The organism is Nocardia aurantia (genome assembly GCF_009604425.1).
Taxonomy (GTDB): domain Bacteria; phylum Actinomycetota; class Actinomycetes; order Mycobacteriales; family Mycobacteriaceae; genus Nocardia; species Nocardia aurantia.
This window is the reverse complement of the sequence record NZ_WEGI01000001.1, coordinates 192,890-218,890: the sequence shown is the minus strand read 5'-3', so window position 1 is coordinate 218,890 and position 26,001 is coordinate 192,890. Positions and strand designations below refer to the sequence as shown.

General features: G+C 69.8%; 25 protein-coding genes. 8 read left to right on the top strand and 17 right to left on the bottom strand.

Annotation, left to right across the window (positions count from 1 at the left end; translation table 11 throughout):
* Positions 1 to 98: 98 nt before the first annotated feature.
* A complete protein-coding gene (locus NRB56_RS01080) occupies positions 99 to 380 on the top strand; it encodes a YiaA/YiaB family inner membrane protein (protein ID WP_194290686.1) in 282 nt (93 codons plus the stop codon).
* 36 nt (positions 381 to 416) lie between these two features.
* Here NRB56_RS01080 and purL read toward each other — a convergent pair whose 3' ends face one another.
* Positions 417 to 2,699: a phosphoribosylformylglycinamidine synthase subunit PurL gene (gene purL, locus NRB56_RS01075; protein ID WP_319942391.1), complete on the bottom strand. Its 2,283-nt coding sequence runs from the start codon at positions 2,697 to 2,699 to the stop codon at positions 417 to 419.
* Between the two features lie 198 nt (positions 2,700 to 2,897).
* On the opposite strand from purL, the gene NRB56_RS01070 reads away from it, so the two are divergent.
* Positions 2,898 to 4,169, top strand: coding sequence for a glycosyltransferase 87 family protein (locus tag NRB56_RS01070; protein WP_319942390.1), 1,272 nt, complete (start codon positions 2,898 to 2,900; stop codon positions 4,167 to 4,169).
* Here NRB56_RS01070 and NRB56_RS01065 read toward each other — a convergent pair.
* From NRB56_RS01065 to purS, 4 genes are all read right to left on the bottom strand, one after another.
* Positions 4,130 to 5,428, bottom strand: coding sequence for a M18 family aminopeptidase (locus tag NRB56_RS01065; protein ID WP_153338602.1), 1,299 nt, complete (start codon positions 5,426 to 5,428; stop codon positions 4,130 to 4,132). The two genes, NRB56_RS01070 and NRB56_RS01065, sit on opposite strands and share 40 nt — an antisense overlap.
* 95 nt (positions 5,429 to 5,523) lie before the next feature.
* On the bottom strand, positions 5,524 to 5,961 hold the full coding sequence (locus tag NRB56_RS01060) for a MarR family winged helix-turn-helix transcriptional regulator (protein ID WP_153338601.1): 438 nt from the start codon (positions 5,959 to 5,961) through the stop codon (positions 5,524 to 5,526).
* A gap of 260 nt (positions 5,962 to 6,221) precedes the next feature.
* Positions 6,222 to 6,902, bottom strand: coding sequence for a phosphoribosylformylglycinamidine synthase subunit PurQ (purQ, locus tag NRB56_RS01055; protein ID WP_319942491.1), 681 nt, complete (start codon positions 6,900 to 6,902; stop codon positions 6,222 to 6,224).
* 20 nt (positions 6,903 to 6,922) lie between these two features.
* Positions 6,923 to 7,159 carry a phosphoribosylformylglycinamidine synthase subunit PurS gene (purS, locus tag NRB56_RS01050; RefSeq protein WP_319942389.1) on the bottom strand — a complete coding sequence of 79 codons (237 nt, stop codon included), beginning with the start codon at positions 7,157 to 7,159 and terminating at the stop codon, positions 6,923 to 6,925.
* Between the two features lie 92 nt (positions 7,160 to 7,251).
* Here purS and NRB56_RS01045 point away from each other — a divergent pair, with 92 nt between their 5' ends.
* A complete protein-coding gene (locus NRB56_RS01045) occupies positions 7,252 to 7,905 on the top strand; it encodes an MBL fold metallo-hydrolase (protein WP_153338599.1) in 654 nt (217 codons plus the stop codon).
* Here NRB56_RS01045 and NRB56_RS01040 read toward each other — a convergent pair.
* Positions 7,881 to 9,263, bottom strand: a complete 1,383-nt coding sequence (locus tag NRB56_RS01040) for a dipeptidase (protein WP_227837043.1) — start codon at positions 9,261 to 9,263, stop codon at positions 7,881 to 7,883. The genes NRB56_RS01045 and NRB56_RS01040 overlap by 25 nt on opposite strands.
* A 77-nt stretch (positions 9,264 to 9,340) precedes the next feature.
* On the opposite strand from NRB56_RS01040, the gene NRB56_RS01035 reads away from it, so the two are divergent.
* Positions 9,341 to 10,735, top strand: coding sequence for a glutamate decarboxylase (locus tag NRB56_RS01035; protein ID WP_153338597.1), 1,395 nt, complete (start codon positions 9,341 to 9,343; stop codon positions 10,733 to 10,735).
* A gap of 50 nt (positions 10,736 to 10,785) precedes the next feature.
* Here NRB56_RS01035 and NRB56_RS01030 read toward each other — a convergent pair whose 3' ends face one another.
* Complete coding sequence (locus NRB56_RS01030) at positions 10,786 to 11,490, bottom strand: DUF2334 domain-containing protein (RefSeq protein WP_153338596.1); 705 nt, start codon at positions 11,488 to 11,490, stop codon at positions 10,786 to 10,788.
* A gap of 312 nt (positions 11,491 to 11,802) precedes the next feature.
* On the opposite strand from NRB56_RS01030, the gene NRB56_RS01025 reads away from it, so the two are divergent.
* Positions 11,803 to 12,084, top strand: coding sequence for a hypothetical protein (locus tag NRB56_RS01025; RefSeq protein WP_153338595.1), 282 nt, complete (start codon positions 11,803 to 11,805; stop codon positions 12,082 to 12,084).
* Between the two features lie 33 nt (positions 12,085 to 12,117).
* On the opposite strand, the gene NRB56_RS01020 is transcribed toward NRB56_RS01025, so the two are convergent.
* Both NRB56_RS01020 and NRB56_RS01015 read right to left on the bottom strand, forming a co-directional pair.
* The gene (locus NRB56_RS01020; protein WP_153338594.1) at positions 12,118 to 14,328 is read right to left on the bottom strand and encodes a S9 family peptidase; all 2,211 of its coding nucleotides are present in this window, start codon (positions 14,326 to 14,328) and stop codon (positions 12,118 to 12,120) included.
* A gap of 43 nt (positions 14,329 to 14,371) precedes the next feature.
* Positions 14,372 to 14,578: a hypothetical protein gene (locus NRB56_RS01015; protein WP_153338593.1), complete on the bottom strand. Its 207-nt coding sequence runs from the start codon at positions 14,576 to 14,578 to the stop codon at positions 14,372 to 14,374.
* 215 nt (positions 14,579 to 14,793) lie between these two features.
* Between NRB56_RS01015 and NRB56_RS01010 the strand changes: the two genes are divergently transcribed.
* On the top strand, positions 14,794 to 15,009 hold the full coding sequence (locus tag NRB56_RS01010) for a DUF397 domain-containing protein (protein WP_319942388.1): 216 nt from the start codon (positions 14,794 to 14,796) through the stop codon (positions 15,007 to 15,009).
* Between the two features lie 56 nt (positions 15,010 to 15,065).
* Here the strand turns inward: NRB56_RS01010 and NRB56_RS01005 are convergent, their stop codons facing one another.
* The 5 genes from NRB56_RS01005 to NRB56_RS00985 form a co-directional block, all read right to left on the bottom strand.
* On the bottom strand, positions 15,066 to 16,040 hold the full coding sequence (locus tag NRB56_RS01005; protein WP_153338592.1) for an alpha/beta hydrolase: 975 nt from the start codon (positions 16,038 to 16,040) through the stop codon (positions 15,066 to 15,068).
* A gap of 258 nt (positions 16,041 to 16,298) precedes the next feature.
* Entirely contained in the window at positions 16,299 to 16,736 is a 438-nt protein-coding gene (locus tag NRB56_RS01000; RefSeq protein ID WP_153338591.1) for an HIT family protein, read from the bottom strand.
* 101 nt (positions 16,737 to 16,837) lie between these two features.
* A complete protein-coding gene (purB, locus tag NRB56_RS00995; protein WP_319942387.1) occupies positions 16,838 to 18,259 on the bottom strand; it encodes an adenylosuccinate lyase in 1,422 nt (473 codons plus the stop codon).
* Between the two features lie 11 nt (positions 18,260 to 18,270).
* The gene (locus NRB56_RS00990) at positions 18,271 to 18,933 is read right to left on the bottom strand and encodes a TetR/AcrR family transcriptional regulator (RefSeq protein WP_319942386.1); all 663 of its coding nucleotides are present in this window, start codon (positions 18,931 to 18,933) and stop codon (positions 18,271 to 18,273) included.
* Positions 18,934 to 19,237: 304 nt separating this feature from the next.
* Positions 19,238 to 20,392 (bottom strand): pyridoxal phosphate-dependent aminotransferase, encoded by a 1,155-nt coding sequence (locus NRB56_RS00985; protein WP_319942385.1) that lies wholly within the window; start codon positions 20,390 to 20,392, stop codon positions 19,238 to 19,240.
* A 118-nt stretch (positions 20,393 to 20,510) separates the two neighbouring features.
* Here NRB56_RS00985 and NRB56_RS00980 point away from each other — a divergent pair, with 118 nt between their 5' ends.
* A complete protein-coding gene (locus NRB56_RS00980) occupies positions 20,511 to 21,641 on the top strand; it encodes a M23 family metallopeptidase (protein ID WP_319942384.1) in 1,131 nt (376 codons plus the stop codon).
* Positions 21,642 to 21,848: 207 nt separating this feature from the next.
* Here the strand turns inward: NRB56_RS00980 and purD are convergent, their stop codons facing one another.
* Positions 21,849 to 23,126 (bottom strand): phosphoribosylamine--glycine ligase, encoded by a 1,278-nt coding sequence (purD, locus tag NRB56_RS00975; protein ID WP_319942383.1) that lies wholly within the window; start codon positions 23,124 to 23,126, stop codon positions 21,849 to 21,851.
* Between the two features lie 24 nt (positions 23,127 to 23,150).
* On the opposite strand from purD, the gene NRB56_RS00970 reads away from it, so the two are divergent.
* The gene (locus NRB56_RS00970) at positions 23,151 to 23,576 is read left to right on the top strand and encodes an HIT family protein (protein WP_153338590.1); all 426 of its coding nucleotides are present in this window, start codon (positions 23,151 to 23,153) and stop codon (positions 23,574 to 23,576) included.
* Positions 23,577 to 23,615: 39 nt separating this feature from the next.
* Here NRB56_RS00970 and NRB56_RS00965 read toward each other — a convergent pair whose 3' ends face one another.
* Together NRB56_RS00965 and NRB56_RS00960 are read right to left on the bottom strand one after the other, a co-directional pair.
* Positions 23,616 to 25,127 carry a sensor histidine kinase gene (locus tag NRB56_RS00965; RefSeq protein ID WP_227837042.1) on the bottom strand — a complete coding sequence of 504 codons (1,512 nt, stop codon included), beginning with the start codon at positions 25,125 to 25,127 and terminating at the stop codon, positions 23,616 to 23,618.
* The gene (locus NRB56_RS00960; RefSeq protein WP_153338589.1) at positions 25,124 to 25,855 is read right to left on the bottom strand and encodes a response regulator transcription factor; all 732 of its coding nucleotides are present in this window, start codon (positions 25,853 to 25,855) and stop codon (positions 25,124 to 25,126) included. The genes NRB56_RS00965 and NRB56_RS00960 overlap by 4 nt, the downstream gene beginning before the upstream one ends.
* Positions 25,856 to 26,001 lie beyond the last annotated feature (146 nt).

Genomic DNA, 26,001 nt, shown 5'->3' with positions numbered 1-26,001 from the left:
CCGGCCAACTCGCGGCGAACGACCGCGGGGCCACCGGCCGGATTTCGAGTAGTCGAACACTCGGGTGCAGCGGATCCGGGACGCTCATGCTGGACGACATGACCACCCCGCAGAAGAACAGCCCGGCATTCCTCATCCAGTCGGCGATCGCCTTCGGTCTCAGCTTCGCCGCGACCGGATTCGGGATCTTCCGCCTGCCGCTCGACATCTGGCAGCGCGGTTTCCTGTTGATGGCCACGCTGTTCCTGGTGAGCAGCACCTTCACGTTGTCGAAGGTGGTGCGGGACCAGCACGAGGCGACCCGGGTCCACCACCGCATCGACGAGGCCCGGCTGGAGAAGCTGATCGCCGAACACGATCCGTTCAAGACCGTGAACTGATTCCGGGCCGGCCGCCGCGGCCGGCCCGGGACGAACTCAGCCGAACAGCGCGGGCAGCGTGCCCTCGAAGGCCGTCCGCAGTTCTGCCAGGGTGACCGAGAACTGCCCCTGCACCTCGACGGAGTCGGAGCCCTGGTCGACCACGCCGATCCGCGCCCACGGCAGCTCGCGCGCGCTGCACATCTTGGTGAACCTGGTCTCCTCCGACCGCGGCACCGCCACCAGCACCCGCCCGGCGGATTCGGAGAACAGCGTCACGAACGGATCGGCGCCCTCGGGCAGCAGGATCCGGCAGCCGGTCTCGCCGGCCAGCGCGGCCTCGACGACGGCCTGGGCCAGCCCGCCCTCGGACAGATCGTGCGCGGCGCTGATCATGCCGTCGCGGGAACCGGCGGTGAGGATCTCGGACAGCAGCTGCTCGCGCGCGAAATCGACCCGCGGCGGCACACCACCGAGATGGTCGTGTTCGACCTGCGCCCAGATCGAGCCGCCGAACTCGTCGCGGGTGTCGCCGAGCAGGATCAGCGTCTCGCCGGGCTCGAGGCCCAGGCCGGTCGGGATGCGGCGGTGCACGTCGTCGATGACGCCGAGCACGCCGACCACGGGGGTCGGCAGGATCGCGGTCTGCCCGGTCTGGTTGTAGAAGCTGACGTTGCCGCCGGTGACCGGAATGCCCAGGGCCACACAGCCGTCGGCGAGGCCGCGGACCGCCTGCTGGAACTGCCACATGACGCCCGGATCCTCCGGGGAGCCGAAGTTGAGGCAGTTGGTGACGGCCTTCGGGGTGGCGCCGGTGGTCGCGACGTTGCGGTACGCCTCGGCCAGCGCCAGCTGCGCGCCGGTGTACGGGTCGAGCTTGGTGTAGCGGCCGGAGGCGTCGGTGGCGAGCGCGATACCGCGGCCGCCGACCTCGTCGATGCGGATCACGCCGGCGTCGGCGTGCTCGGCGAGCACGGTGTTGCCGCGCACGTAGCGGTCGTACTGTTCGGTGATCCAGCGCCGGCTGCACAGCTGCGGGCTGGCGATCATCTTCAGCAGGGTGGCGCGCAGCTCGTCGGCGCTGCCGGGGCGGGTCAGCCGGTCGGGGGTGTCGGCGACGAGCGCGTCCTGCTCGTCGGGGCGGCGCACCGGGCGCTCGTAGACCGGGCCCTCGTGCGCGACGGTCCGCGGCGGCACATCCACCACGGTCTCACCGTGCCAGGTGATGACCAGGCGCTCACCGTCGGTGACCTCGCCGATCACGGTGGCCAGCACATCCCACTTCTTGCAGACGGCCAGGAAGGCGTCGACATTCTCCGGGGTGACGACCGCGCACATCCGCTCCTGCGATTCGCTGGAGAGGATCTCGGCGGGGGTCATGTGCTTGGCGCGCAGCGGCACCCGGTCGAGGTCGATATGCATGCCGCCGTCGCCGGCCGCCGCGAGTTCCGAAGTGGCACAGGATAATCCGGCACCACCGAGATCCTGGATGCCGACCACGAGACCACCGGCGTACAGCTCTAGGCAGCACTCGATCAGCACCTTCTCGGCGAACGGGTCGCCCACCTGCACGCTCGGCAGTTTCTTGCGGCCGGTACCCGACTCGTCGCCGGAGAAGGTGTCCGACGCCAGCACCGACACGCCGCCGATGCCGTCGAGGCCGGTGCGCGCGCCGAAGAGAATGATCTTGTTGCCGGCGCCCGAGGCGAAAGCCAGGTGCAGATCCTCCACCCGCATCACCCCCGCACAGAGCGCGTTGACCAGCGGATTGCCCTGATACGACGGATCGAACACGGTCTCGCCGCCGACATTGGGCAGGCCCAGCGAGTTGCCGTAGCCGCCGACCCCGCGCACCACGCCGTCGACCACGCGCCGGGTGTCCGGATGGTCGACCGCGCCGAACCGCAGCTGATCCATCACCGCGATCGGCCGCGCGCCCATCGCCATGATGTCGCGCACGATGCCGCCGACGCCGGTGGCCGCGCCCTGGTAGGGCTCCACGTAGGAGGGGTGGTTGTGGCTCTCGACTTTGAAGGTGACCGCCCAGCCGTCGCCGATGTCGACCACGCCCGCGTTCTCGCCGATACCGGCCAGCATGGACGCGCGCATCTCGTCGGTGGTGGTCTGGCCGAAGTAGCGCAGGTGCACCTTGGAGGACTTGTAGGAGCAGTGCTCGCTCCACATCACCGAGTACATCGCCAGTTCGGCATCGGTCGGCCGGCGGCCGAGGATCTCCCGGATGCGCGCGTACTCGTCGTCCTTGAGGCCCAGTTCCTTGTAGGGCTGCGCGGTGTCCGGGCTGGCGGCGGCGGTGCTGACGGTGTCGACGTGGACGGTCACTGTGAGTACCGGGGTCCTTTCGGCGGACAGGCGTACGCGGCGCCCGGGCGCGGATACGGGAGACGAAGCCCAGTTTAGAAGCAGCATCCGACGGCCCCGCAGTCGCGGTACCACCCGTCGCGACCGGTCCGGTGAGCCCCGCCACACCCCCGAAAAAGGCGGTATGGACCTGGGCGGCCGACCCAGTACGCTGGATCGGTGAACGATCGAGCCCGGCTCGCCGCCTCGGGTGACGCACCCGACGATCCCCGAGCCGCTCGCAATCGCCGGCTGCTGTGGATCGCGGTCGGGCTGTTCCTCTTCTCCGCGCTGATCGAGATCGTGGCCCGGCAATGGGCCGGCTACATCGACCTGCAGGTCTACCGCAACGGCGCCCGGGTGTGGCTCGACGGCCGCGATCTGTACGGGCCGTTGCCGTTGTCCGGTGGTCTCGGGCTGCCGTTCACCTATCCCCCGCCGGCGGCGCTGTTCTTCGTCCCGCTGGCGCTGATGCCGTTGTGGCTCGCCGGGCCCGCCACCGTCCTCGTCTCCGTGCTCTGCCTCGGCCTCACGCTGTGGGTGGTGCTGGACGTGCTGGAACTCGCCCCGGACCGGGTCACCCGGTGGGCCCTGGTGATCGGCGGGGCCGGCCTGCTCGGCCTGACCGAACCCGTCCGGCAAACCTACAACTTCGGCCAGGTCAACCTCGTCCTGATGACCGCGATCGCACTCGATGTGCTGGTCCGGCGGCCGGCCTGGCCGCGCGGGATGCTGATCGGCATCGCGATCGCGGTCAAACTCACCCCGGCAGGTTTCCTGCTGTATTTCCTGGTGCGCCGGGACTGGCGGTCCATGCTCACCACCGTGGTGTCCGCGCTGGTCACCGTCGGGATCGGGGTGGCGCTGTTCCCCCACGAGTCGGGCGAGTACTGGTCCCGCGTGATCCGCGACACCGGCCGGATCGGCCCGCCCGCGTTCGCCGGGAACCAGTCTCTGAAGGGCATGGTGTTCCGGCTCGGTCTCGGCGAACAGGCCGCGACCCGCCTGTGGCTGACGCTCGCGGTGGTCACGGTCGCGCTGGCGGCCGTGGTGATGTGGCGGCTGCTGCGGACCGCCCACCCCACCGGACTCGAACAGGCCACCGCGCTACTGGTGAACGCGCTCGCGGTGCTGCTGGTCTCGCCGGTCTCCTGGTCGCATCACTGGGTGTGGGTGGCGCCGGCGGTGCCGATGGTCCTGGTCTGGTTGCGCCGGGCGGGTTTCACCCGGGCCCGGCTCGCGACCGCGGGGGCGATCGCGCTGATGTTCCTGATCGGCCCGCACTGGCTGCTGCCGCACAGCGGCCATCGGGAACACGGCTGGGCGCTGTGGCAGCAGGCGATCGGCAGCAGCTACGTGCTGGTCGCGTTCGCGGGCCTGCTGGCGGTCGCGGCGACCTGTTTCCGGCGTAATTACCGCGGCGCGAGGAACGCCGCCAGCGCGGCCGCGTAGGCCGGCACGTCGGCCGCGGCCATCAACTCGCGCGCCGAATGCATCGCCAGTTGCGGCGCGCCGACGTCGACGGTCGGCATGCCGGTGCGCGCCGCGGTCATCGGGCCGATGGTGGAACCGCAGGGCAGATCGGCGCGGTGCACATAACGCTGCAACGGGACCTCCGCCTGCGCGCAGGCCAGCGCGAAGGCGCCGGCCCCGACCGCGTCGGTGGCGTAGCGCAGGTTCTGGTTGACCTTCAGCACCGGCCCGCCGCCGGCCTCGATCCGGTGCGCGGGCTCGTGCCGCTCCGGATAGTTCGGATGCGTCGCGTGGGCCATGTCGCCCGAGGCGCAGATCGAACCGGCAAGTGCCGCAAGGTATTCCGATCGACCGCCGGCCCGGGCCAGCACGATCCGCTCCAGCACCGCGGGCAGCAGATCCGACTGCGCGCCGCGGTCGGACTGGCTGCCGACCTCCTCGTGATCGAAGATCGCCAGCACCGGCGTGGGGGCGCCGGGCCGCGGCTCGGCCAGGGCGGCGAGCAGCGCGTGCAGGCCCGCGTAGCAGGTGGCCTGGTTGTCCAGGCGCGGCGCGCTGATCAGGTCACGGTCCCGGCCGACGGTGCCGGCGGGTGCGAGATCGTGGGTCATCAGCTCCCAGCCCAGCAGGTCGCCGGCCCGCACCCCGGCCCGGTCCGCGACGTATTCGGCCAGCGAGCGCGGTTCGCCGCCGAGGCCCCAGACCGCGTTGACGTGCCGCTGCGGGTCCAGCGTCACACCGCGGCGGTCCTCGGACAGATGGATGGCCAGCTGCGGGACCCGCAGCAGCGGTTCGTCGATCAGGACCGGCACCTGCCGCACGACATCCCCGTCGCGGACGGTCAGCCGCCCGGACAGGCCGAGATCGCGATCCAGCCACGAGTTCAGCCAGGCGCCGCCGTACGGCTCGAGGCCGACCAGCTGCCAGCCCGCGATCGCGAGATCCGGATGCTGTTTGACGCGCAGATTCGGGCTGTCGGTGTGCGCGCCGACCACCCGGAAACCGCGCGCGGCGTCGGCCGCCGCCTCGTCGGATTCGGCCCAGGCCACCAGCGAGGCCCCGCGCACCACGAAATACCGGCCCGCGCCGGCGTGCCCCCACGGCCGGGACTCGGTGAGTTCGGTGAATCCGTGCGCCGCCAACTCCGTTGCGACGGTTCGGCACACGTGGAAGGGGGAGGGTGACGCGTCGATGAAGGAACACAGTCCGGACGCGCTCGCGGTGATCGAGACGGGCATACCGCGATCCTAGGGGGCTTTACAATTCCCGCGAATTCTCACGGCACGAGCCGCAATCCGAAGTTTCACATTTCGCTCCGGTCATATCGGGCGAATCAGCCGAGCGCGGGCGCCTCGACCACCTGTTCCAGCAGCCGCAGCAGGTCGGCATGCCGTTCCGCGCCGATCCGTTTCCGCAATTCCTCCTCCATCCGCGACTCCTCCGCGCGGACCGAGTGCACCAGCGCCACACCGAGATCGCTGAGACCGATCAGGATGCGCCGGCGATCCTCCGCGGCGGCGATCCGGAAGATCAGGCCGCGATCCGCGAGGAAATCGGCATGTCTGGTCGCCGAGGAGGGCGGCAACTGGGCACGGGTGGCCAGATCGGTCATGGTGATGCCGCTGTCGTCGGACAGATTCGACAACATCGCCCACTGATCGGCGGAAAGTTGCCGGGCGCACAGGGCCGCATCGAGGTGGCGCAGCCAGCAACGTTCCGCGGCACGCAGCGCCCCGTGCAACGTGGAAACTCCGCTCACAATGGTCGACATCGATTCCGCCCATCATTTCCGCCAGGACGAGTGAGAGGCTACCGAATGTAGTCGTTCGGTGAGTGCCCGAACGAGATAATGGTTCCCTCGTTCCGGGAATCGCCGGGAATAACACCGATGTGTGAACGGATGCAATTGCAGAGTTTGCCAGCTACCTGCACGTGCACGATTGCCGGTCGATAGACGCGGATTTGCCGGGGCCACCCGCCGTCACCCGCACGGTCCTCCGGCGGGTGACCCGGCTTTCCGGTATTCGATCCCTAGGCCGCGACGAGGGTGTCGACCACCGAGAGGAACATGCCGAGACCGTCGTCGCTCGGTCCGGTCAGCGCCTCGGTGGCGTGCTCGGGATGCGGCATGAGGCCGACGATCCGGCCGTCCGCGGACGAGATTCCCGCGATGTCGCGCTGCGAGCCGTTCGGATTCTCGCCGTAGCGGAACACCACCCGGCCCTCGCCCTCCAGCTCGTCGAGCACCCGCTGCGAGGCCTGGTACCGGCCCTCCGCGTTCTTGACCGGGATGAGGATCTGCGCGCCCGGCTCGTAGCGGGAGGTCCAGGCGGTGTCGGTGCGCTCCACCCGCAGCCATTCGTCGCGGCAGATGAAGTGCAGGCCCTGATTGCGGGTCAGCGCGCCGGGCAGCAGCCCGGCCTCGCACAGCACCTGGAAGCCGTTGCAGATGCCCAGTACGGGCATGCCCTTGCCGGCGGCCTCGACCACCTTGCCCATCACCGGCGCGAACCGGGCGATGGCGCCGGCCCGCAGGTAGTCACCGTAGGAGAAACCACCGGGGACGACGACCGCGTCGACCTCGCGCAGGTCGGCGTCGCCGTGCCACAGCGCGACCGCCTCGGCGCCACCCAGCCGGACCGCGCGGGCGGCGTCGACGTCGTCGAGGGTGCCCGGGAAGGTGATGACACCGATGCGAGCATTGCCGTCCACACCGGTGCGAGCGTTCGCGGTCACGGCAGTCGCACCACCTTCCAGTCCTCGATCACCGTGTTGGCGAGCAGGGCCTCCGCGATCTTCTCCAGCTCCGCGTCGTCGACGCTGTCGTCGACGTCGAGTTCGAATCGCTTGCCCTGCCGGACGTCCGAGACACCCGGAAAACCCAGGCGCCCGAGTGCGCCGACGATGGCCTGACCCTGCGGATCCAGGATCTCGGCCTTCGGCATCACCTCGACCACGACTCGTGCCACGCGTTGCTCCTCAGCTGTGGGGGGATTACCGCAACAGCGTAGTCGGCGAGTTCCGTGCGGCGGGGCTCGGGTCGGGCTTGTACGTTGGCCGTATGCGAGTCGCACACTTCGGACATTCCTGTGTTCTCGTCGAACTCGACGGCGTCAAGATTCTCTTCGATCCGGGCAATTTCTCGCACGGATTCGAGGGCGTCACCGGGCTGGACGCGATCGCGGTCACCCATCAGCATCCTGACCACATCGACGCCCACCGGATCGAGGCCCTGATCGAGGGCAACCCGGGCGCTCGCCTGCTCTGCGATCCGCAGACCGCCCAGTTGCGCGGCGAGCCGTGGGAGGCGGTCCACGCCGGCGACGTGCTCACCGTGGGCGAGATGCAGATCACCGGGGGCGGCGGCCGGCACGCGGTCATCCACCCGGAGATCCGGGTGATCGACAACACCGTGTTCCAGCTCGGCACCCCGGCGGATCCGGCGCGGTTCGTGCATCCGGGCGACAGCCTGTGGGTGCCACCGGTGCCGGTCGGCGTGCTGGCCCTGCCCGCGGTGGCGCCGTGGATGAAGATCAGCGAGGCCGTCGACTATCTGCGCGCGGTGCACCCACGCGTCGCGCTGCCCATCCACTACGGGATCATCAGCCCCGCGGCGCAGGGCATCTACTTCGGGCGGCTGTCCGAAATGCGGCCCCCGGACAGCGATTTCGTCGTCATCGAGCCCGAGGATCAGGCCGACCTGGCCACCGCGTAGCCGTCGAGGAACAGCGCCTCGGCGAGGGCGATGCGCGCGATCTCGGCCGGGTCCACGCTCTCGTTGGGGGCGTGGATCAGGCAGGCGGGCTCCTCGACCCCGATCAGCATGATCTCCGCGTCCGGATAGGTCTCGGCGAAGACGTTGCACAGCGGGATCGATCCGCCCTGCCCCTGGGTGGTGGCCGGGCGGCCGTACGCCGCGGCCAGGGCCGCCTCCATCGCGGCGCGGGCCGGGCCGCCGGTACCCGAGCGGAACGGCGCGCCGACCGCCTCGGTCTCCACCGTCAGCCGGGCCCGCCACGGCGTGTGCGCGCGCAGATGAGCGGTCAGGTCCCGCAGCGCCCGGTCCGGGTCGAGGCCGGGCGGGATCCGCAGGTTCAGCCGGGCGCGGGCCCGCGGCTGCAACGCCGCGGCCGAGCCGACCACCGGCGGCACATCGATGCCGAGCACCGTGAGAGCCGGTCGCGCCCACAGCATGTCGGAGATCGTCCCGTCGCCGAACAGCGCCACGTCGTCGAGCACCCCGGCGTCGGAACGGAATCGCTCGACCGGATACTGCACGCCGTCCCAGCTCTGATCGGCGGCCAGGCCGTCGACGGTGGTGTTGCCGTGCTCGTCGTGCAGGGTCGCCAGCAGTCGCACCAGCGCCGTCACCGCATCCGGCGCGGCGCCGCCGAACATGCCGGAATGCAAAGGGCCGGACAGTGTTTCGATGGTCACGAGCACATTCACGGTGCCGCGCAGGGTCTGGGTGAAGGTGGGCACGCCGGCCGCGAAATTACCGCAGTCGCCGATCACCAGCGCGTCGGCGCGCAGCAATTCGGCGTTGCGCGGGACGAATTCCTCCAGCCCGGCGCCGCCCTGCTCCTCCGAACCCTCCGACACCAGCGTGATGCCGACCGGGAAATCGTTGCCGCCCAGCACTTCCCGCAGCGCGCGCAGGGCGGTCAGATGGGCCACCAGATTGCCCTTGCAGTCCGCGGCGCCCCGGCCGTACCAGCGGCCGTCGCGGTCGTGCAGTTCCCAGGCCGGGGTCAGCCAGGCGGCCTCGTCCAGCGGCGGCTGCACGTCGTAATGGCAGTACAGCAGCACCGTGGGCGCGCCCGGCGGCGCCGGATACCGCGCCACCACCGACGAACTGCCGTCGGGCGTCTCGTACAGTCCGGCGTCGGTCAGCCCGGCCGCGCGGAACGCGTCGAGCACCCACCGCGCCGCCCGTTCGCACTCCTCGACCGGGAACTGCCGCGGGTCCGCGACGGAACGGAACGAGACCAGTTCCGCCAGATCGGCTTTCGCTCGCGGCATCAGCGCCTGCACCCGCTCGCGCAGCGCGGCGGTCCGGGAATCGTCGGTCATGATCATCCTTTCTACCGCGTGCTGCGGGCATGATGGGGGACGACCGATCGACCCGCCGTCAGCGAGGAGAGGCTTCGATGTCCGTGCGCGACGAGTCCGAAGATCTGTTCACCCTGCCCGCGCTGGCCCACGGCGCGCCCAAGAACCGATTCCCCGAACTGTCGATCCCGGCGTCGGCCGCCTATCAGATCGTGCACGACGAACTCCTGCTCGACGGCGTCTCCCGGATGAACCTGGCCACCTTCTGCACGACCTGGCTCGACGACCAGGCCCGCCGGCTGATGTCCGAGACCACCGACAAGAACATCGTCGACAAGGACGAATATCCGCAGACCGCGGAGCTGGAGCAGCGCTGCGTGCGGATGGTCGCCGACCTGTGGCACGCACCCGATCCCGACCACACCCCCGGCACCTCCACCACCGGATCCAGCGAGGCGGCGATGCTCGGCGGGCTGGCCGCGAAGTTCCGCTGGCGGGCCCGCACCGACGGTCCCTACGCCGCCGCGAAGGGCGTCCCGAATTTCGTCTGCGGCCCGGTCCAGGTCTGCTGGGAGAAGTTCGCGCGCTACTTCGACGTCGAGATCCGGCAGGTGCCGTTGCGCGCCGACCGGTTCACCCTGCATCCGGACGACGTTGCGGCGCACTGTGATTCGAACACCATCATGGTGGTGGCGACGATGGGCCAGACCTTCACCGGACTGTACGAGGACGTGGCCGGATTCGCCGCGACCCTCGACGATCTGCAACAGCGCACCGGCCTGGACATCCCGCTGCACGTCGACGCGGCCAGCGGCGGTTTCCTCGCGCCGTTCACCGCACCCGAACTGATCTGGGACTTCCGGCTGCCCCGGGTGCGATCGATCAACGCGTCCGGGCACAAGACCGGCCTGGCGCCGCTGGGTTGCGGCTGGGCGATCTGGCGCTCGACCGAGGATCTGCCCGAACAGCTCATCTTCGACGTCGACTACCTCGGCGGCAGCATGGCCACCTTCAACCTGAACTTCTCGCGGCCGGGCGGGCAGGCCATCACCCAGTACTACGAGTTCATCCGGCTGGGCCGGGTCGGTTACACGGCGGTGCAGGAGGAGCATCATCACGTCGCGCGGCATCTGGCCCAGGGGGTCGAACCGGCCGGGCCCTTCGAGCTGATCCACGACGGCGATCCGCTGCGCGGCATCACCGCGGTGTCCTGGCGGATGACCGAGGAGACCGACTACAACCTCTACGACCTGTCGGACCGGCTGCGCAGCCGCGGCTGGCTGATCGCCGCCTATCCGCTACCGGCGGACCGGCAGGGCGAGACGGTCATGCGCGCGGTGATCCGGCACGGCTTCACCCACGACATGGTCGACCTGCTGCTGGCGGACGTCCGGCGCAGCATCGACCACCTGCACCGGCACCCGCTGGAGACCTCCCTCACCCGCCAGGAGGCGGGCGGGTTCACCCACGACGCGACCCCGCGTTCGGCCTGAGCGGCGCGGGTCCGCCGCAGGCGGCACACCTCGGCCCGCGTGCCGAATTGTCAGGCGGCGCGGGCGATCTCGAACGGGTCCCAGCGGTACACGCCGGGAACGGCGTTGTGAAACAGGGCCAGGTCGACCGCGTCGATCATGGCCTGTCGCGGTCCGGACCGGCTCAGCTGCGCGGCCGACACGGCCAGGCGCAACTGCCCGCCGCGGCGAGCGGTCCGCACCGCGCTCATCACCAGCGCGTGGCACCACCACGATTCGGCGCGGAAGCCCTCGCCGATGCCGTGCACCCAGGCCCGCTGCACGGTCCCACGCTCCAGGTCGTGGATCGACGTGAGGGTCAGCGCCAGCCGGAAGCCGACCTCCGGCAGGGCCGCGAGCGCGCCCTCCGAGGTGTTCCAGCGCGGCGCCGCGAACAGCCGGGTGCGCAGGCCCACCTGCTCGAGTACCCGATCGGCGGCCATCAGCCGCAGCCGGGCCTCGTGCCGCGGCAGATCGGCGAATTCGGCCCGGCGGCTCTTGGTGGCCGCCTGGTCGTAGCCGTGCAGGACGACCGCGTCGCCGACCGTGCGGCGGGCACGCAACCATTGCTGGGTCTTCGGATCGTCGGCGAGCCGGTACTTCCCCTTGAGCCGGGGAGCCACCAGTAGCGACAGCGGCACGCCGCGCCGGTCCATCTCCGTGGCGAACGACATCGCCGCCGCTCGCGTCGTGTCACGAATACCGGAAACCGAAACGATCAACTGCGACCCGCTCATGTTTCCACTGTGTGGGCGGCAAGTGTCCGTGACGTGCTGCTCCGGTGACTTCCCGACGAATTCGCGCCACCGATTCGTGAGTTCCGCGACGGCGCCGGTTCGCCCGCGAATTCGGCCGATTTCGGCTGAAACAGCACGACAGCGATGTGATATGCCCCACCCGGTAACCGAACGATATCGGCGAGGACAGGGACACGCGGAAGTGGACGCGCCGTTTTCGCATTGATGCAGGATGTACACGACAACGCAACCGTTACTAGACTGCGCCGCGTGAAAGCTGCACTCTTTAGCGCCCTCGCCGTTCCGTTCCTGATGGCCGTCCCGGCCGTGGCCGGCGCCCAGCCCGCGCCGCCGCCGGCCGACATCCTGCCCGGCCAGGCCCCGTCCCCGGATCAGCTGTGCGACAGCACCAGCAAGATCATCGACTCGGTGCACGCCACCCAGCCGGACGCCGTCACGCCCGAGCAGATCGCCACCGCGTACGACGCCCAGATGGCGGCGAAGGTGCCCGGGTACGGCCTCTTCCAGGGTCAGCAGCACGCCGACCTGGTCAACCTGATCAACGCGTGCGGTTTCGCCCCGCCGGCGGCGTAGGGCAGCCGATCCACCCGGATCCGAGGAGCGCGGTCAGACGCCGCGCCCCACGAGGTCCAGTACCCACGCGTATTCGAACGCTACTTCCTTCCACTTCTCATAACGTCCGCTGACGCCGCCGTGACCGGCGCTCATCTCCGTCTTCAACAGCAGCGGGGAGTCGCCGGTCGCGGTGGCGCGCAACCGGGCCACCCACTTCGCCGGCTCGACGTACAGCACCCGGGTGTCGTTGAGGCTGGTGACCGCGAGGATCGCGGGATAGCGCTGGGCCGCGACGTTCTCGTACGGCGAGTACGACTTCATGTAGAAGTAGACGTCCGGATCGGCCAGTGGATTACCCCACTCGTCCCATTCGATGACCGTCAGCGGCAGCGACGGATCGAGGATCGAGGTGAGCGGGTCCACGAACGGCACGCTGGCCAGGATTCCGGCGAACAACTCCGGAGCGAGATTCGCGACCGCGCCCATCAGCAGCCCGCCCGCGCTGCCGCCGTCGGCGACCAGCCGATCCGGCGCGGTGGCGCCGGAATCGATCAGATGCCGGGCGCAGGCGACGAAATCGGTGAAGGTGTTCTTCTTGGTGAGCGTCTTGCCGTTCTCGTACCAGAGCCGGCCCATCTCGCCGCCGCCACGCACGTGCGCGACCGCGAACACCAGGCCGCGATCCAGCAGCGACAGCCGCGACACCGAGAAACCCGGATCGATGCTCGACTCGTAGGAGCCGTAGCCGTAGAGCAGCGTCGGGGCCGGGCCCGCGTCGTCGCCGGCCGTCACCCGGCGCCGGACGATCGAGATCGGGATCCGGGTGCCGTCCTCGGCCACCGCCCAATCACGGTGCTGCTCATAGTCGTTCGGGTCGTAGCCGCCGAGCACCTGCTGTTCCTTGCGCAGGATCAGCTCGCCGGTGGCCGGGACGTAGTCGAACACCTGCATCGGGGTGATGAACGAGGTCAGCCCGATGCGCAGCGTCGGTTGCGCCCATTCGGGATTCGAGCCGACGCCGGCGGAGAACAGTTCCAGGCCGAACTCCAGCTCCCGCATCTCGCCGTACCCGGCTCCGGGCGTGCCGGAGGTGTCGGAGGTCAACGGCCACACCGCGACTCGCGGCAGCGCCTCGCGGCGATAGGACAGCACCAGATGATCGGCGAAGCAGTCGACGTCCTCCAGCCGCACATCGTCGCGATGCGGGATCAGGACGGTCTGATTCGCCGGATCGTCCACCGGGGCCTCGGACAGGACGAAGTTCTCGGCCTTCACCCCGTCGACGACATCGTTGTGCAGGAACAGGAATCGGTCCTGACCGGCGACCACGGCGTGTTCGGCGGAATACTCCACCCCCTCGCGACGGGGCAGCAGGATGCGGAATTCGCCCTCGGGATCGTCGGATTCGAGCACCAGGCCCTCGCTGGTGATCTTCGAACCCACCCAGATCATCAGGTATTTCTCGGAGCGGGTGGCGCCGATGCTGACCCAGTACCGCTCGTCGGGCTCGTGATAGACCACGACATCGCTGTCCTTCGCGGTGCCCAGGCGATGCCGCCACACCGTGTCCGGACGCCAGGACTCGTCGACGGTCTGATAGAAGATGTGCGTCCCGTCCAGCGACCAGGTGGCGCCGGGCGCGGTGCCCGCGATCTCGTCGGCCAGGATCTCGCCGGTACGCAGATCCTTGAATCGCAGCAGATAACGCTCGTCACCGACGGTATCGGTCGAGAAGGCCAGCAGCGTGCCGTCGTGGCTGACGGAGAAGGCGCCCAGGGCGAAGAAGTCGTGCCCCTCCGCGACGGCGTTGCTGTCCAGCAGCACCTGTTCGCCGGGGATCTCGGCGGCGGCCTCGAGCGCCGGAGGTGTCCAGTCGTCCGGATCGACGACGGGGCAGCGGCAGTGCACACCGTACTGTTTGCCCTCGAAACTGCGCGAGTAGTACCACCAGTCGCCCATCCGCGCGGGGACCGAGAGGTCGGTCTCCTGGGTGCGGGCCTTGATCTCGTCGAAGACGGCCTCCCGCAGCGGCTGCATATGTGCCGTCTGCGATTCGGTGTACGCGTTCTCGGCCTCGAGGTACGCGATGACCTCGGGGCTGTCCTTGTCGCGCAGCCATTCGTACTCGTCGACGACCGTGTCGCCGTGGTGTAACCGCTCGGCGGGTACCCGCTTCGCCACCGGGGGCGTCACCGCGACCGCGGTGCCCGGCGTCGCGTCGCCGGGGCTGGGAACCGTTCCGGTACCACTGTCGAGAGCCATGCGGTCCACGGTAATCGCGCACCGCCGCCGGGCGACGTCCGGGCTATCCCAGACCGGTGCGCCTCGCCGAACCCGGCAGACCGGCCCGGCGGGTGGTCACCCGCCGGGTATCCATCAGGTAGTACAGCGCCGCCTTGCGGCGCGGGCATTGTTCGGTCGGGCAACTGCGGTGGATGTGCAGGATATGGTGCGCTAGCTCGACGGTGAGGTGGAGGGGCACCACCGAGCAGGTGTCGTATTCCGGTGCCATCGGCGCTGTCCTTGTCGTGCCTGGTTGAGGGCGGAATGCACGAATCACGTCCGTCTGACCGATTCGCGGTTCCGGTTCCGCCACAGCCACAGAGGTTTCCGCTCCGATCGCCGGATAAACCCCCGATGCCACGACTACTGTGAATTGCGGCCGAGATCACCGAATCCCGCACCCAGCCAAGCCGACTCGTTCGGCGCCGGCGTACAGGAGCAGATGTGGACGCGAAGAACCCCGAAATCGACCCCGATGCCGTGTGGCACCGCAGCGGGGGCGGCACCGGCGGTGTCGAAGTGGCCTACCTCTCGTCCGGCTACGTCGGCCTGCGTGACGCGAAGAATCCCGGCGGCCCGACCCTGATCTTCACCCCCGCCGAGTGGACGGCCTTCGTCGCCGGCGCCCGGGACGGGGAGTTCAACCGCCCTTCCGCCTGAATCCGCGCGCACCGGCCTTCGCTCCAACTCCGGCCCGTGTATGCCAGCCGGTGGCCTCAGACGCCGATCGACGTGCCGATCGTGGGCCAGGACGCGTGCAATGTGTCCTGCCAATACGACCACGAGTGGGTACCGACCGGATTCTGCTCGATCCGGGCCGGGATACCCAGCCCGCGTAGTCGTTGCTCGAACGAGGTCACGCAGGTGTCGACCCCGGCCTCGATCGGGCCGCCGAACAGGATGTTCTCCGGCAGTTGCGGTTTCACCTCCGCCTCGTGCGGCCCCGGGATACCGGTGCCGGTGGACAGATAGATCGTCGTCCCGCGCAGATTCTCGGCGAGCAGGGCCGGATCGTGTTCGGCCCAGGCCGCGTCGCCGGGCAGCCCCCACATATCGGCCGGATTACCGCCGCGATTGGCGATGGAGAATTCGATCGCGCCCTGGGCGATGCCGAGATCCGGACAGGAACTGTAGCCGGCCACCGCCCGATATCGGCCCGGATGGCGTACGGCCAGAACGAATGCCGCGATACCGCCCATTGACAGGCCACCGATCGCGTCGGCACCGTTACCGTCGAACGCCGCATCGATCAGCGGGGGCAACTCCCGGGTCAGGAACGTCTCCCAGCGGTAGCGGCCGAATTTGGGATCGTCGGTCTGCCAATCCGTGTAATAGCTCGCCTGTCCGCCGATGGGCAGCACCACGTTGACGGATTTGTCCGCGAAGAAGGTCTCGGCGTCGGTCGCGTTGGTCCAGGTGCTCTGGTCGACCCCGGGGTCGAGACCGTCGAGCAGGTAGTAGGTGGGCCGGGCGGCCCCGCCGCGCGGATGCAACACCTCCACCGCCACGGCTCGCCCCATGGCAGGCGAGTCCACGAGCAGCGCGGAGCGTGTCGGGCTCACCCGATCCTGAGTGAGGATCCGAGCGCCCGGCGGAGAGTCGGCGGCCGCTACGGGCAACCGCCCGGCACCTGGCGCGAAGACGCCCGTGAACACCGAAAGCAACACGGCAGCAACAACACTGAAGCGCATGTCCTACCTCCATCAGCCCAGCCCGAGTCGTTCCAACGTAGCCCACGGCCGGAGATCGCGGCAGTACTATTTCATTGCCGCACCCCTTGGGCAAAACCGAGCGGTACGTGTTCGGAAACGGTACAGCGGGAGCCGGTTACCCGCCGGTTCGGCGAACGAATCGCCACGCCAGGAAGGCTCAGCGAAACCCGGTGCCGCACAACCGGTGGGCTCGCTCGACGAATCGCCAGGTCACACAATCGACGGGCCGCCGGCGAATCAGTCCTTGCCACCGGCACGACCGAGCGCACCCCGGATGGACCCGGCCAGGTAGTCCAGGTCGGCGCGCGCCGGGTGGGTGGGCCGCGCGCGCAGGCCGAATCCGTCGCCGGGCGTACGCGGAATCACGTGCAGGTGCACGTGGAAGACTTCCTGCCCGGCCGTAACCCCGTCCGCCAGAAAGAAATTCACGCCGTCACAGCCCACCTCTGATGCTCGCAGCGCCGCGGCCAACTGTTGCCCCACCCGAAAGAGCTTGCCGCCCAACTCCGGATCGAGTTCGGACAGACTGCGGGCCGGCGTCTTGGGGATCACCAGCAGATGTCCGGGAGTCACCGGCCGAATGTCCATGAACGCCAGCACATCCTCGTCCTCGTACACCTTCGACGCGGGAGCGCGGCCGGCGACGATATCGGCGAAGATCGTGTACGGATTCATACTCGCAGCCTACTTCGTACGGCATTTCGATCCGGACGATCGCCGCGCCGCGGGCCGTCCGCGCAGCAGCGGTGCCCGGGGGCCCGAAACCCGCAGCAGCGCTACAGGATCGGCGACGGCGTGTAGCGCGCGGCCGCCGGATCGGCGTCCACCAGCTTCTGCACCTGCGCGATCACGTCGGCCACCTGCGCCTCGGCGGCGCCGACGAACGCGGACCGGTCGGAGAGGGCGGTGGCCAGCTCGGCGCGGGTCAGCGGCAACCGGTCGTCGCCGGCCAGCCGGTCCAGCAGATCCGGTTCGCGGCCCTGCTCGCGCATGGCCAGCGCGACCGCGACCGCGTGCTCCTTGATGACCTCGTGCGCGGCCTCCCGGCCGACCCCGGCCCGTACGGCCGCCATCAGGATGCGGGTGGTGGCCAGGAAGGGCAGGTAGCGGTTGAGTTCCCGTTCGATCACCGCCGGATAGGCGCCGAATTCGGCCAGTACCGTCAGGAAGGTCTCGATCATGCCGTCGATGGCGAAGAACGCGTCCGGCAGCGCGACCCGGCGCACCACCGAACAGAACACGTCGCCCTCGTTCCACTGCGCACCGGCGAGTTCCGCGGCCATCGAGGCGTACCCGCGCAACACCACCTGCAGGCCGTTGACCCGCTCGCAGGACCGGGTGTTCATCTTGTGCGGCATCGCCGACGAACCCACCTGGCCCGGCTGGAAACCCTCGGTGACCAGCTCGTGCCCGGCCATCAGCCGGATGGTGTGCGCGAACGAGGACGGCCCGGCGCCCACCTGCACCAGCGCGGACAGCACGTCGTGGTCCAGCGATCGCGGATACACCTGGCCGACGCTGGTGAGCACGCTGGCGAAGCCCAGGTGCCGCGCGACCCGCTGTTCCAGCAGCGTCAGCTTGGCCGCGTCGCCGCCGAGCAGGTCCAGCATGTCCTGGGCGGTGCCCATCGGGCCCTTGATCCCACGCAGCGGGTAGCGATCGATCAGCTCGCGCAGCCGGGTGAGCGCGATGAGCAGTTCGTCGGCGGCGGAGGCGAACCGTTTGCCGAGCGTGGTGGCCTGCGCGGCCACGTTGTGCGAGCGACCGGCCATCACCAGCGGCCCGTATTCGGCGGCCCGTTCGGTCAGCCGGGCGGCGACGGCCACCCCGTGCCGGTACACGTGCTCGAGCGACGACCGGATCTGCAACTGCTCGACGTTCTCGGTGAGGTCGCGGCTGGTCATGCCCTTGTGGATGTGCTCGTGCCCGGCGAGCGCGTTGAACTCCTCGATGCGGGCCTTCACGTCGTGCCGGGTCACCCGCTCGCGCTCGGCGATCGAGGCCAGGTCGACGTGGTCGATCACCCGCCCGTAGTCCTCGATCACCCCCGGCGGCACGTCCACGCCGAGTTCGGCCTGTGCCCGCAGCACCTCCAGCCACAGCCGGCGCTCCAGCACGATCTTGTTCTCCGGGGACCACAGATGCCGCAGCTCCGGGCCGGCGTACCGGTTGGCGAGGACGTTCGGGACAACACTCACGTCGGTCGAGTCTAGTGTTCGGTGCCGACCCGATTGCCGGAGGTATGCGGGTGCAGGATGGTCTGCTGCGGAGTGGCCGGTGCGATCACGTCGATCAGCTCCAGCAGGGCCCCGCGCGCGGTGCGGCGCGGCTGCGGTTCCGGCTCGGTCAGGGCGGCCACCACGGCACCGTCGACCACCGCCACCAGCCGCCGCAGCTGTTCGCCGCGGACCACCCGATCGGAGCGGCGCAGCACGTCGGCGAGCAGGTCCTCGAGCTGGGTACGTAGTCGAAGCTGCACGTCGCGCAGCTCGGGGTGACGGGCCGAGGCCACCGAGCGCTCGTACCGGGCCAGCAGCTGCCCGCGCGCGAACTCGTCGTTTCCGTCGGTGCCCACGAGCAGGTCCAGGATCAGGTCGGCGGTGGCCTCCGCGCCGCGGCGGCGATGGGTCACCTCGCCGACCCGCCGGCGCATCGCGTCGAGTTCGGCGTTGCCGCTGAATTCGACCGCGCGCGCGATCAGATCCTCGAGGGACTGGAAGTAGTACGTCGTCGACGCCAAGGGTAGATCGGCTCGCGTAGCCACCGAGCGGTGCCGGACGGCATCGAACCCGCCTTCGAGCAACAGCTCGGCGGCAGCCGCGACCAGAGCCTGGCGACGCCGTTCGCCTTTCGGGGTCGTCGCGGTTATCACCGTGTCATCGTGCCAGTCGTCATCGGTTCATCCGTGCCAAATCGGTGCGATCGCTGTGGGTACGTACTTTGTCGGTCTTCTTCTGCCGGTTCCGGATTGCATGCGTGGACCCCGTCCGGATTGCATGCGCCGACCCGGCGGGATTGCATGCGCCGACCGGGCGGTGGGGCGTCCCGAGCCGGCCGTGGGTAAACGGGAAGGTGCGGTGCGAAAACACACCATACTTTTTCTACCGCATCGGCGGCCGATAGGGGGCCGGGAACGGAAAGTCTTTGCGGGACTGGGCAGTCCGATGCGACGGAGGTCACAGAAAGCGGCCCATCCGGACCAATGCGGCCTCGATGTCGGTCGTGGCACCGGCAAAAGAAATGCGGACCGTATGGTTTCCGTTTTCGGTGTCGAAATCGATTCCGGGCGCGAGCGCGACCCCGGTGTGCGCCAGCAGATCGGCACACCAGCGCGTCGAATCGTGGGTCAGATGGCCGATATCCGCATAGGCGTAGAAGGCGCCGTCGGCCGGCGCGAGTTCGGTGATGCCGAGTTTCGGCAGACCGTCGAGCAACAGCGCCCGGTTGTCGGCGTACCGGCGGACGTGCCGGTCGAGTTCGGCACGCGATTCCGGATCGAAGGCGTGCACCGCGGCGTACTGCGAGACGGCGGGCGGGCACACCGTCATGTTCGAGGCCAGCCGTTGCAACGCCGGTCGCAGCCGCGCCGGCGCCAGCATCCAGCCCAGCCGCCACCCGGTCATCGAGAAGTACTTGGACACCGAACCCACGACCACCGACTCGCGCGAGGTCTCCCAGGCCGAGGCGGTCGGCTCGGTGTCGGCATAGCTGATCCCGTGGTAGATCTCGTCGGAGATCAGTAATGTGCCGTGATCGTCGCACCAGCGGGCCAGGGCGGCCAGCTCGCCGGGATCGATCATGGTCCCGGTCGGATTGGCCGGGCTGGCCACGACCAGGCCCGCGGGCGGCTCCGGCAACTCCGCGAGCATGGCGACCGTCGGCTGGAACCGGGTCTGCGGCCCGCAGTCCAGTTCGACCACGCGACAGCCGAGCGCGGTCAGCGTGTTGCGATACGCCGGATAGCCGGGCCGGGCCACCACCACGGTGTCGCCCGTGTCGAAGGCGGCCAGGAAGATCAGCGTGAACGCACCGGACGAACCGGTCGTGATCACCACATCGTCGGCGGTCGCGTCGACCCCGTAACCGTCGCGGTGATACGCGGCGATCACCTCGCGCAGCTCCGGAATGCCGAAAGTCTCGGTGTACCCGAGCAGTTCGTTGTCGATCGCCAGCTTGGTCGCCCGCAGCACCGGCGCCGGCGCCGGGGTGGACGGCTGCCCCGCCGCGAGCACCAGGACGTCGCCGTGGGTGCGGGCTCGTTCGGCCGCGGCCTTCCACACGTCCATGACGTAGAAGGTGGGGATGGTGGAACGAAGCGATTCACTGCGCACCGGTCGACGGTAGAACACGCCCGCCCGTCCGCTCACTCCCGGTTGCGAGACCACCCTGTTATCGTCGGCGGTATGCCCGGGTCGGGCGGCTGATCGACGCGTCAGGGGGTGCACGGTGGTGATCATCCGCCCCGACTGGCGCTCCCGCCCACGGCCGCCGACCCTGCGGCAGCGCATGCGCGCGCTGGTGAACCGGCTCCGGCCGGTCGCGCCGGGCCCGGCGGCAGGCGTGGCCGCGGCGGCCGGAACAGCCGAAGCAGACCGCACCGCAGCGCCGGACGACGTGGAACCCACCGGCCCGCCGACGACGAGCAACACGGCGACAACCGGCCGCGCATCCGCGGCCGGCAGCACGGCAACAGTGAGCCGGCAAGCTCGAGCGGCACTACGACGGATCGCCACCGTGGGCCGGGTCGCGAGAATGAGCGTGGCCGGGGCAGTGCGCAGCGGCGCCATACGGGTCCGGCACACCGCGCGCACCCGCGACTGGCGGCGGACCTCGCAGGACGCCCGGAAATTCGTCGAGACCCACCGGGTGCTGCTGATCGTGTTGTGCGGCACCGCGATTCTCGCCACGTCGGACGCGCGGCCGCCGCACACGGTCGACATCGACCTGGAACTCGGTGCGACACAACGCGTCCCGATCGCCTACGGCGTGGAGAACCAGGCCGCACCGGAATCCGCCCGCCGCTACCTCGACGCGATCGACAACGGCGAGCGCATCCGCGAATCCCAGGTGGTGGCCGCCGCGTCCCGCGCCACCCTGGAGCGCGCCAAGGCGGAGGCCGCCGCCGCGGCCGCCGGTCGCCCCGCCCCCTGGCTACCCGGCCCGGCGACACTGCCCGGTATCGCGCCGAGCCTCGGCGGCTACGCCCTCCCGGCTCGGGGCGTCTTCACCTCCGGCTACGGAAACCGCTGGGGCACTTTCCATTACGGTATCGATATCGCGGCTCCGATCGGATCCCCGATCTACGCCGTCGCCGACGGCACGGTCATCGACGCCGGACCGGCGCAGGGTTTCGGCCTGTGGGTCCGTATCCGCCACGACGACGGCACCATCACCGTCTACGGCCACATGTACGACTTCTCGGTCTCCGTCGGTGAACGCGTCCACGCCGGTGAGCAGATCGCCCGCGTCGGCAACCGCGGCGACTCCACGGGCCCGCACCTGCATTTCGAGGTGCTGATCAACGGGCAGCACATCGACCCCCAGCCCTGGCTGGCCCTGCACGGCATCACGATCGGCTGATCCCACCCGATTCCCGCCCGCACGCCGGCAGACCACGAATCAACCACCACGCGGTGCGACGGCCATGTTCAGCGGACGCGCCGCCGCATCGACCGGGAGCGTCGGAGTGTTCGGCGGCACGCACCGGCCCCGCCGAACCGATTGTCCCGGCCCGGAACCGAGCCGATGCACCGGAATCGCGGCCCGATCCGGCTCGCGGCGAACGGTTCAGACCCGCGCCGGGACGGAGATGCGGTCCTCGACGGCGGCGAGCGCGATATCCGTACGGCAGTGCGCGCCGGGCAGTTTCACGCCCGCGAGCCGGTCGTAGGCGCGGGTGCGGGCCTCGGCGAGATCGGCGCCGGTGGCGACGATGCTCAGCACCCGGCCGCCGGCCGACACCAGCGCGCCGTCGTCGCGCAGCGCGGTGCCCGCGTGCAGCACGTCGGTATCGGGCTCGGTAGTCTCGGTGCCGGCGATCACGTCGCCGGTACGGGGCCGGCCGGGATAGTTCTCGGCGGCCAGCACGACCGTGATCGCGGCGCCGTCGTGCCAGCGCAGCGGTGGCGCCTGGTCCAGCGAGCCGGTGGCCGTGGCGTACAGCAGTTCACCGAGCGGGCTCTCGAGCAGCGCCAGCACCGCCTGGGTCTCCGGATCGCCGAAGCGGCAATTGAATTCGACCACGGCGGGTCCGGCCTGACCGATCGCGAGACCGGCGTACAGCAGCCCCGAGAACGGCACACCGCGCCGAACCATCTCCGCGGCAACGGGTTTCACGACATCCTCGATGATCTCGGTGACCGTCTCGGCGGGCAGCCAGGGCAGCGGTGTGTAGGCGCCCATGCCGCCGGTGTTCGGCCCGGTGTCGCCGTCGCCCACCCGCTTGTGGTCCTGCGCGGGCAGCAACGGCACCACCGTCTCCCCGTCCACCAGACAGAACAGCGACACCTCGGGCCCGTCGAGGAACGATTCCAGCAGCACCGGATGCCCCTGCTCCAGCAGCTCGGCGCCGTGATCGCGGGCGGCCAGCCGGTCGGCGGTGACCACGACCCCCTTGCCCGCGGCCAGACCGTCGTCCTTCACCACCCAGGTGGGCCCGAACCGGTCCAGCGCGGCGTCCAGTTCACCCGGATGATCGACCACCTCGCTGTGCGCGGTGCGCACCCCGGCGGCGGCCATGACGTCCTTGGCGAACGCCTTCGAACCCTCGATCCGCGCCGCGTCGGCGGACGGGCCGAAGCACGCGATCCCCGCCGCGCGCACCGCGTCGGCCACCCCGAGCACCAGCGGCACCTCCGGCCCGATCACCACGAGATCGGCGGCGACCTCCCGCGCCAGCGCCGCCACGGCGTCGGCGTTCACGGGGTCCACGGCCCGCAGCTCGGCCTGCGCCGCCATCCCCGGATTGCCGGGCGCGGCGAACACCGCCCGCACCCCCGGATCCCGGCGCAGGGCCAGCACGAGGGCGTGTTCACGAGCTCCGGAGCCGATGACGAGTACGCGCACGGCAGACAGCTTAGGGTACTCACCATGGCTTCCGTTTTCAGTGCGATCATCGCCGGTCAGCTGCCCGGACGGTTCGTGTACGAGGACGACGAATTCGTCGGTTTCCTCACCATCGCCCCCGTCACCCAGGGGCACACGCTGGTGGTCCCCCGCCAGGAGATCGATCAGTGGCAGGATCTCGACCCCGCCACCTTCACCCGCCTGATGTCGGTCGCCCAGACCATCGGCCAGGCCGTCCGCGCCGCGTGGGACGCCCCCCGCGCGGGCCTGCTGATCGCGGGCCTGGAGGTACCCCACCTCCACGTCCACGTCTTCCCCGCCTTCGAACTCGGCGATTTCAACATCTCCGGCGCCGACCAGGACCCTAGCAAGGAATCCCTCGACGAGGCCCAGACCAAGATCAAACAGGCCCTCCGCGACCTCGGCTACGCCGCCAACGTCCCGGAATGATCGAGGCCGCCCGTCCGCGCGAGCGCCCCGGCCCGCCGGTCATACCCGGCGGGGCAGCCGCACGGTGAAGGTAGTGCCCGCATCGGGGACGCTGTGCACGGTGACGGTGCCGCCGTGCGCGTCGACCAGGGCCTGGACGATGGACAGGCCCAAACCGGTGCCGCCGCTGTCGCGGCTGCGGGACGAGTCGGTGCGGTAGAACCGCTCGAAGATGCGTTCCGCCTGGTCCGGCGGCAGGCCGGGGCCGGTGTCGGCGACCTCGAGCAGCACCTCGTCGACGGCGGGGGCGAGGCGGACCTCGACCGCGGCGTCGGGCGGGGTGTGGATCAGCGCGTTGTTGACCAGGTTGCCCAGGACCTGACGCAGCCGGGCCTCGTCACCGAGCACTTCCAGCGTGCCGGCGCCGGTGCGGATCACCAGGTCGATCGGCCGGGGCGGACCGTCCGGTCGCTGCGCGGCGTCGACCGCGCGGGCGTTGTGCACGGCATCGCTGGCCAGCGCCAGCAGGTCCACCGGGCGACGGTCCAGCGGCCGCTGCGCGTCCAGCCGGGCCAGCATCAGCAGGTCCTCGACCAGCACGCCCATCCGGTTCGCCTCGCGCTCGATGCGATCCATGAACATCGTCGGATCGGCCATCGCGCCCTGCCGATACAGCTCGGCGAAGCCCTTGATCGTGGTCAGCGGGGTGCGCAGTTCGTGGCTGGCGTCGGCGATGAACCGCCGCATCTTCGTCTCCGACCGGCGGGCCGCCTCCTCGGAGGCCTCGGTGGCGGCGAACGCCTGCTGGATCTGGGCGAGCATCCCGTTCAGCGACTGCGCCAGCAGATCGACCTCGGTGTTGGTGCCGCGCACCGGAACTCGGCGATGCAGGTCGCCGCCGGCGATCGCGGCGGCGGTCTTCTCCACCTCCTGCAACGGCCGCAGGCTGCGCCGGATCGCGAACTGGGCGAACACCGCCAGCACGGCGAGCACGATCACGCCGACCACGACCTGCAGGCCGATCAGGCGATCGATCGTGTTGTCGGTCTCGTTCAGCGGCAGCGCGACGATGCTGGTCGACCCGTCCGGCCCGACCACTCGCAGGGCCCGCCAGTGCGCGTCCGCGTCGCCCACCGAGCCGATGGTCCGGGGATGCCGGTCGAGATCCGACGGAATATCGGGAAGTTTTGTCCCGGAAAGGAATTCGGTGCGGAGATTACCGCCCGGATCGATGATGTGCACATAGAACAGCGTCGGTGGCCGTTCCCCGCGCGGCGCCGGCTGCGGTTCCAGCGGCGGCTGACTGGGCCGTGCGAAGGTGTGCGACGCCTCGACCAGCTGCCGATCGACCCGATCGAGCAGCACGCGATGCATCGAGGAGGTGACCGCGACCCCGGACACCAGCAACCCGAGCGCGGACAACAGCAGAAGTGCCATCGCCAGCATGACCCGCAATGGAACGGCGGCGAACCGCGACCGGATCAGATGGGCGATCGATCGGGACCGCTGTGCCGACGACGGGTCCGCCGAAGCTCCGGGGACGGCCGTTGCCTCGTCGACCTGGATGCTCATCTCGCAGACTTGCTCCGGCTGGGTGCGCGCATCACGTAACCGACGCCGCGCAGCGTGTGGATGAGCCGGTCCGGCCCGGTGTCGACCTTCTTGCGCAGGTACGACACATAGGTTTCGACCACGCCCACCTCGCCGCCGAAGTCGTAGCGCCACACATGGTCGAGTATCCGCGGCTTGCTCAGCACCGTCCCCGCGTTCACCATGAAGTACCGCAGCAGGGTGAACTCCGTCGGCGACAACGACACCGGCTCCCCGGCCTTCCACACCTCGTGGGTGTCGTCGTCCAGTTCGATGTCCTCGAACCGCAACCGGGACGACTTCGTCTCCTCGACCACGTGACCGGAGCGGCGCAGGATCACCCGCAGCCGCGCCACCACCTCCTCGAGGCTGAAGGGCTTGGTGACGTAGTCGTCGGCGCCCAGAGTGAGCCCGGTGACCTTGTCCTCCACCTCATCCCGCGCGGTGAGGAACAGCACCGGCGCGTCGATCCCGTCGGCCCGCAGCCGGCGCAGCAACCCGAACCCGTCCATGCCCGGCATCATGACGTCGACGATCATCGCGTCGGGCCGGAAACTCTTCGCCTTGTCCAACCCCTCCGCGCCGTTCCCCGCGGTGGCGACCTCGAAGCCCTGATAACGCAGGCTCACCGAGATGAGCTCGACGATCATCGGTTCGTCGTCGACCACGAGCACGCGGGCCTCTGGGGTTCGGTCGGCAGCACCATTCATAGGACAATCGTGCCCCGCCCCATCGGGAAGTCGCTGAACCTTCTCTGGGAGTTTTCTGGGAAGCCCCTCCCCCTACGGTCCGAGCCTCCTGTCAATGCCCGACGGAATTCGGACACACCCGCGAACGGACGAAAACCGCACTGCGA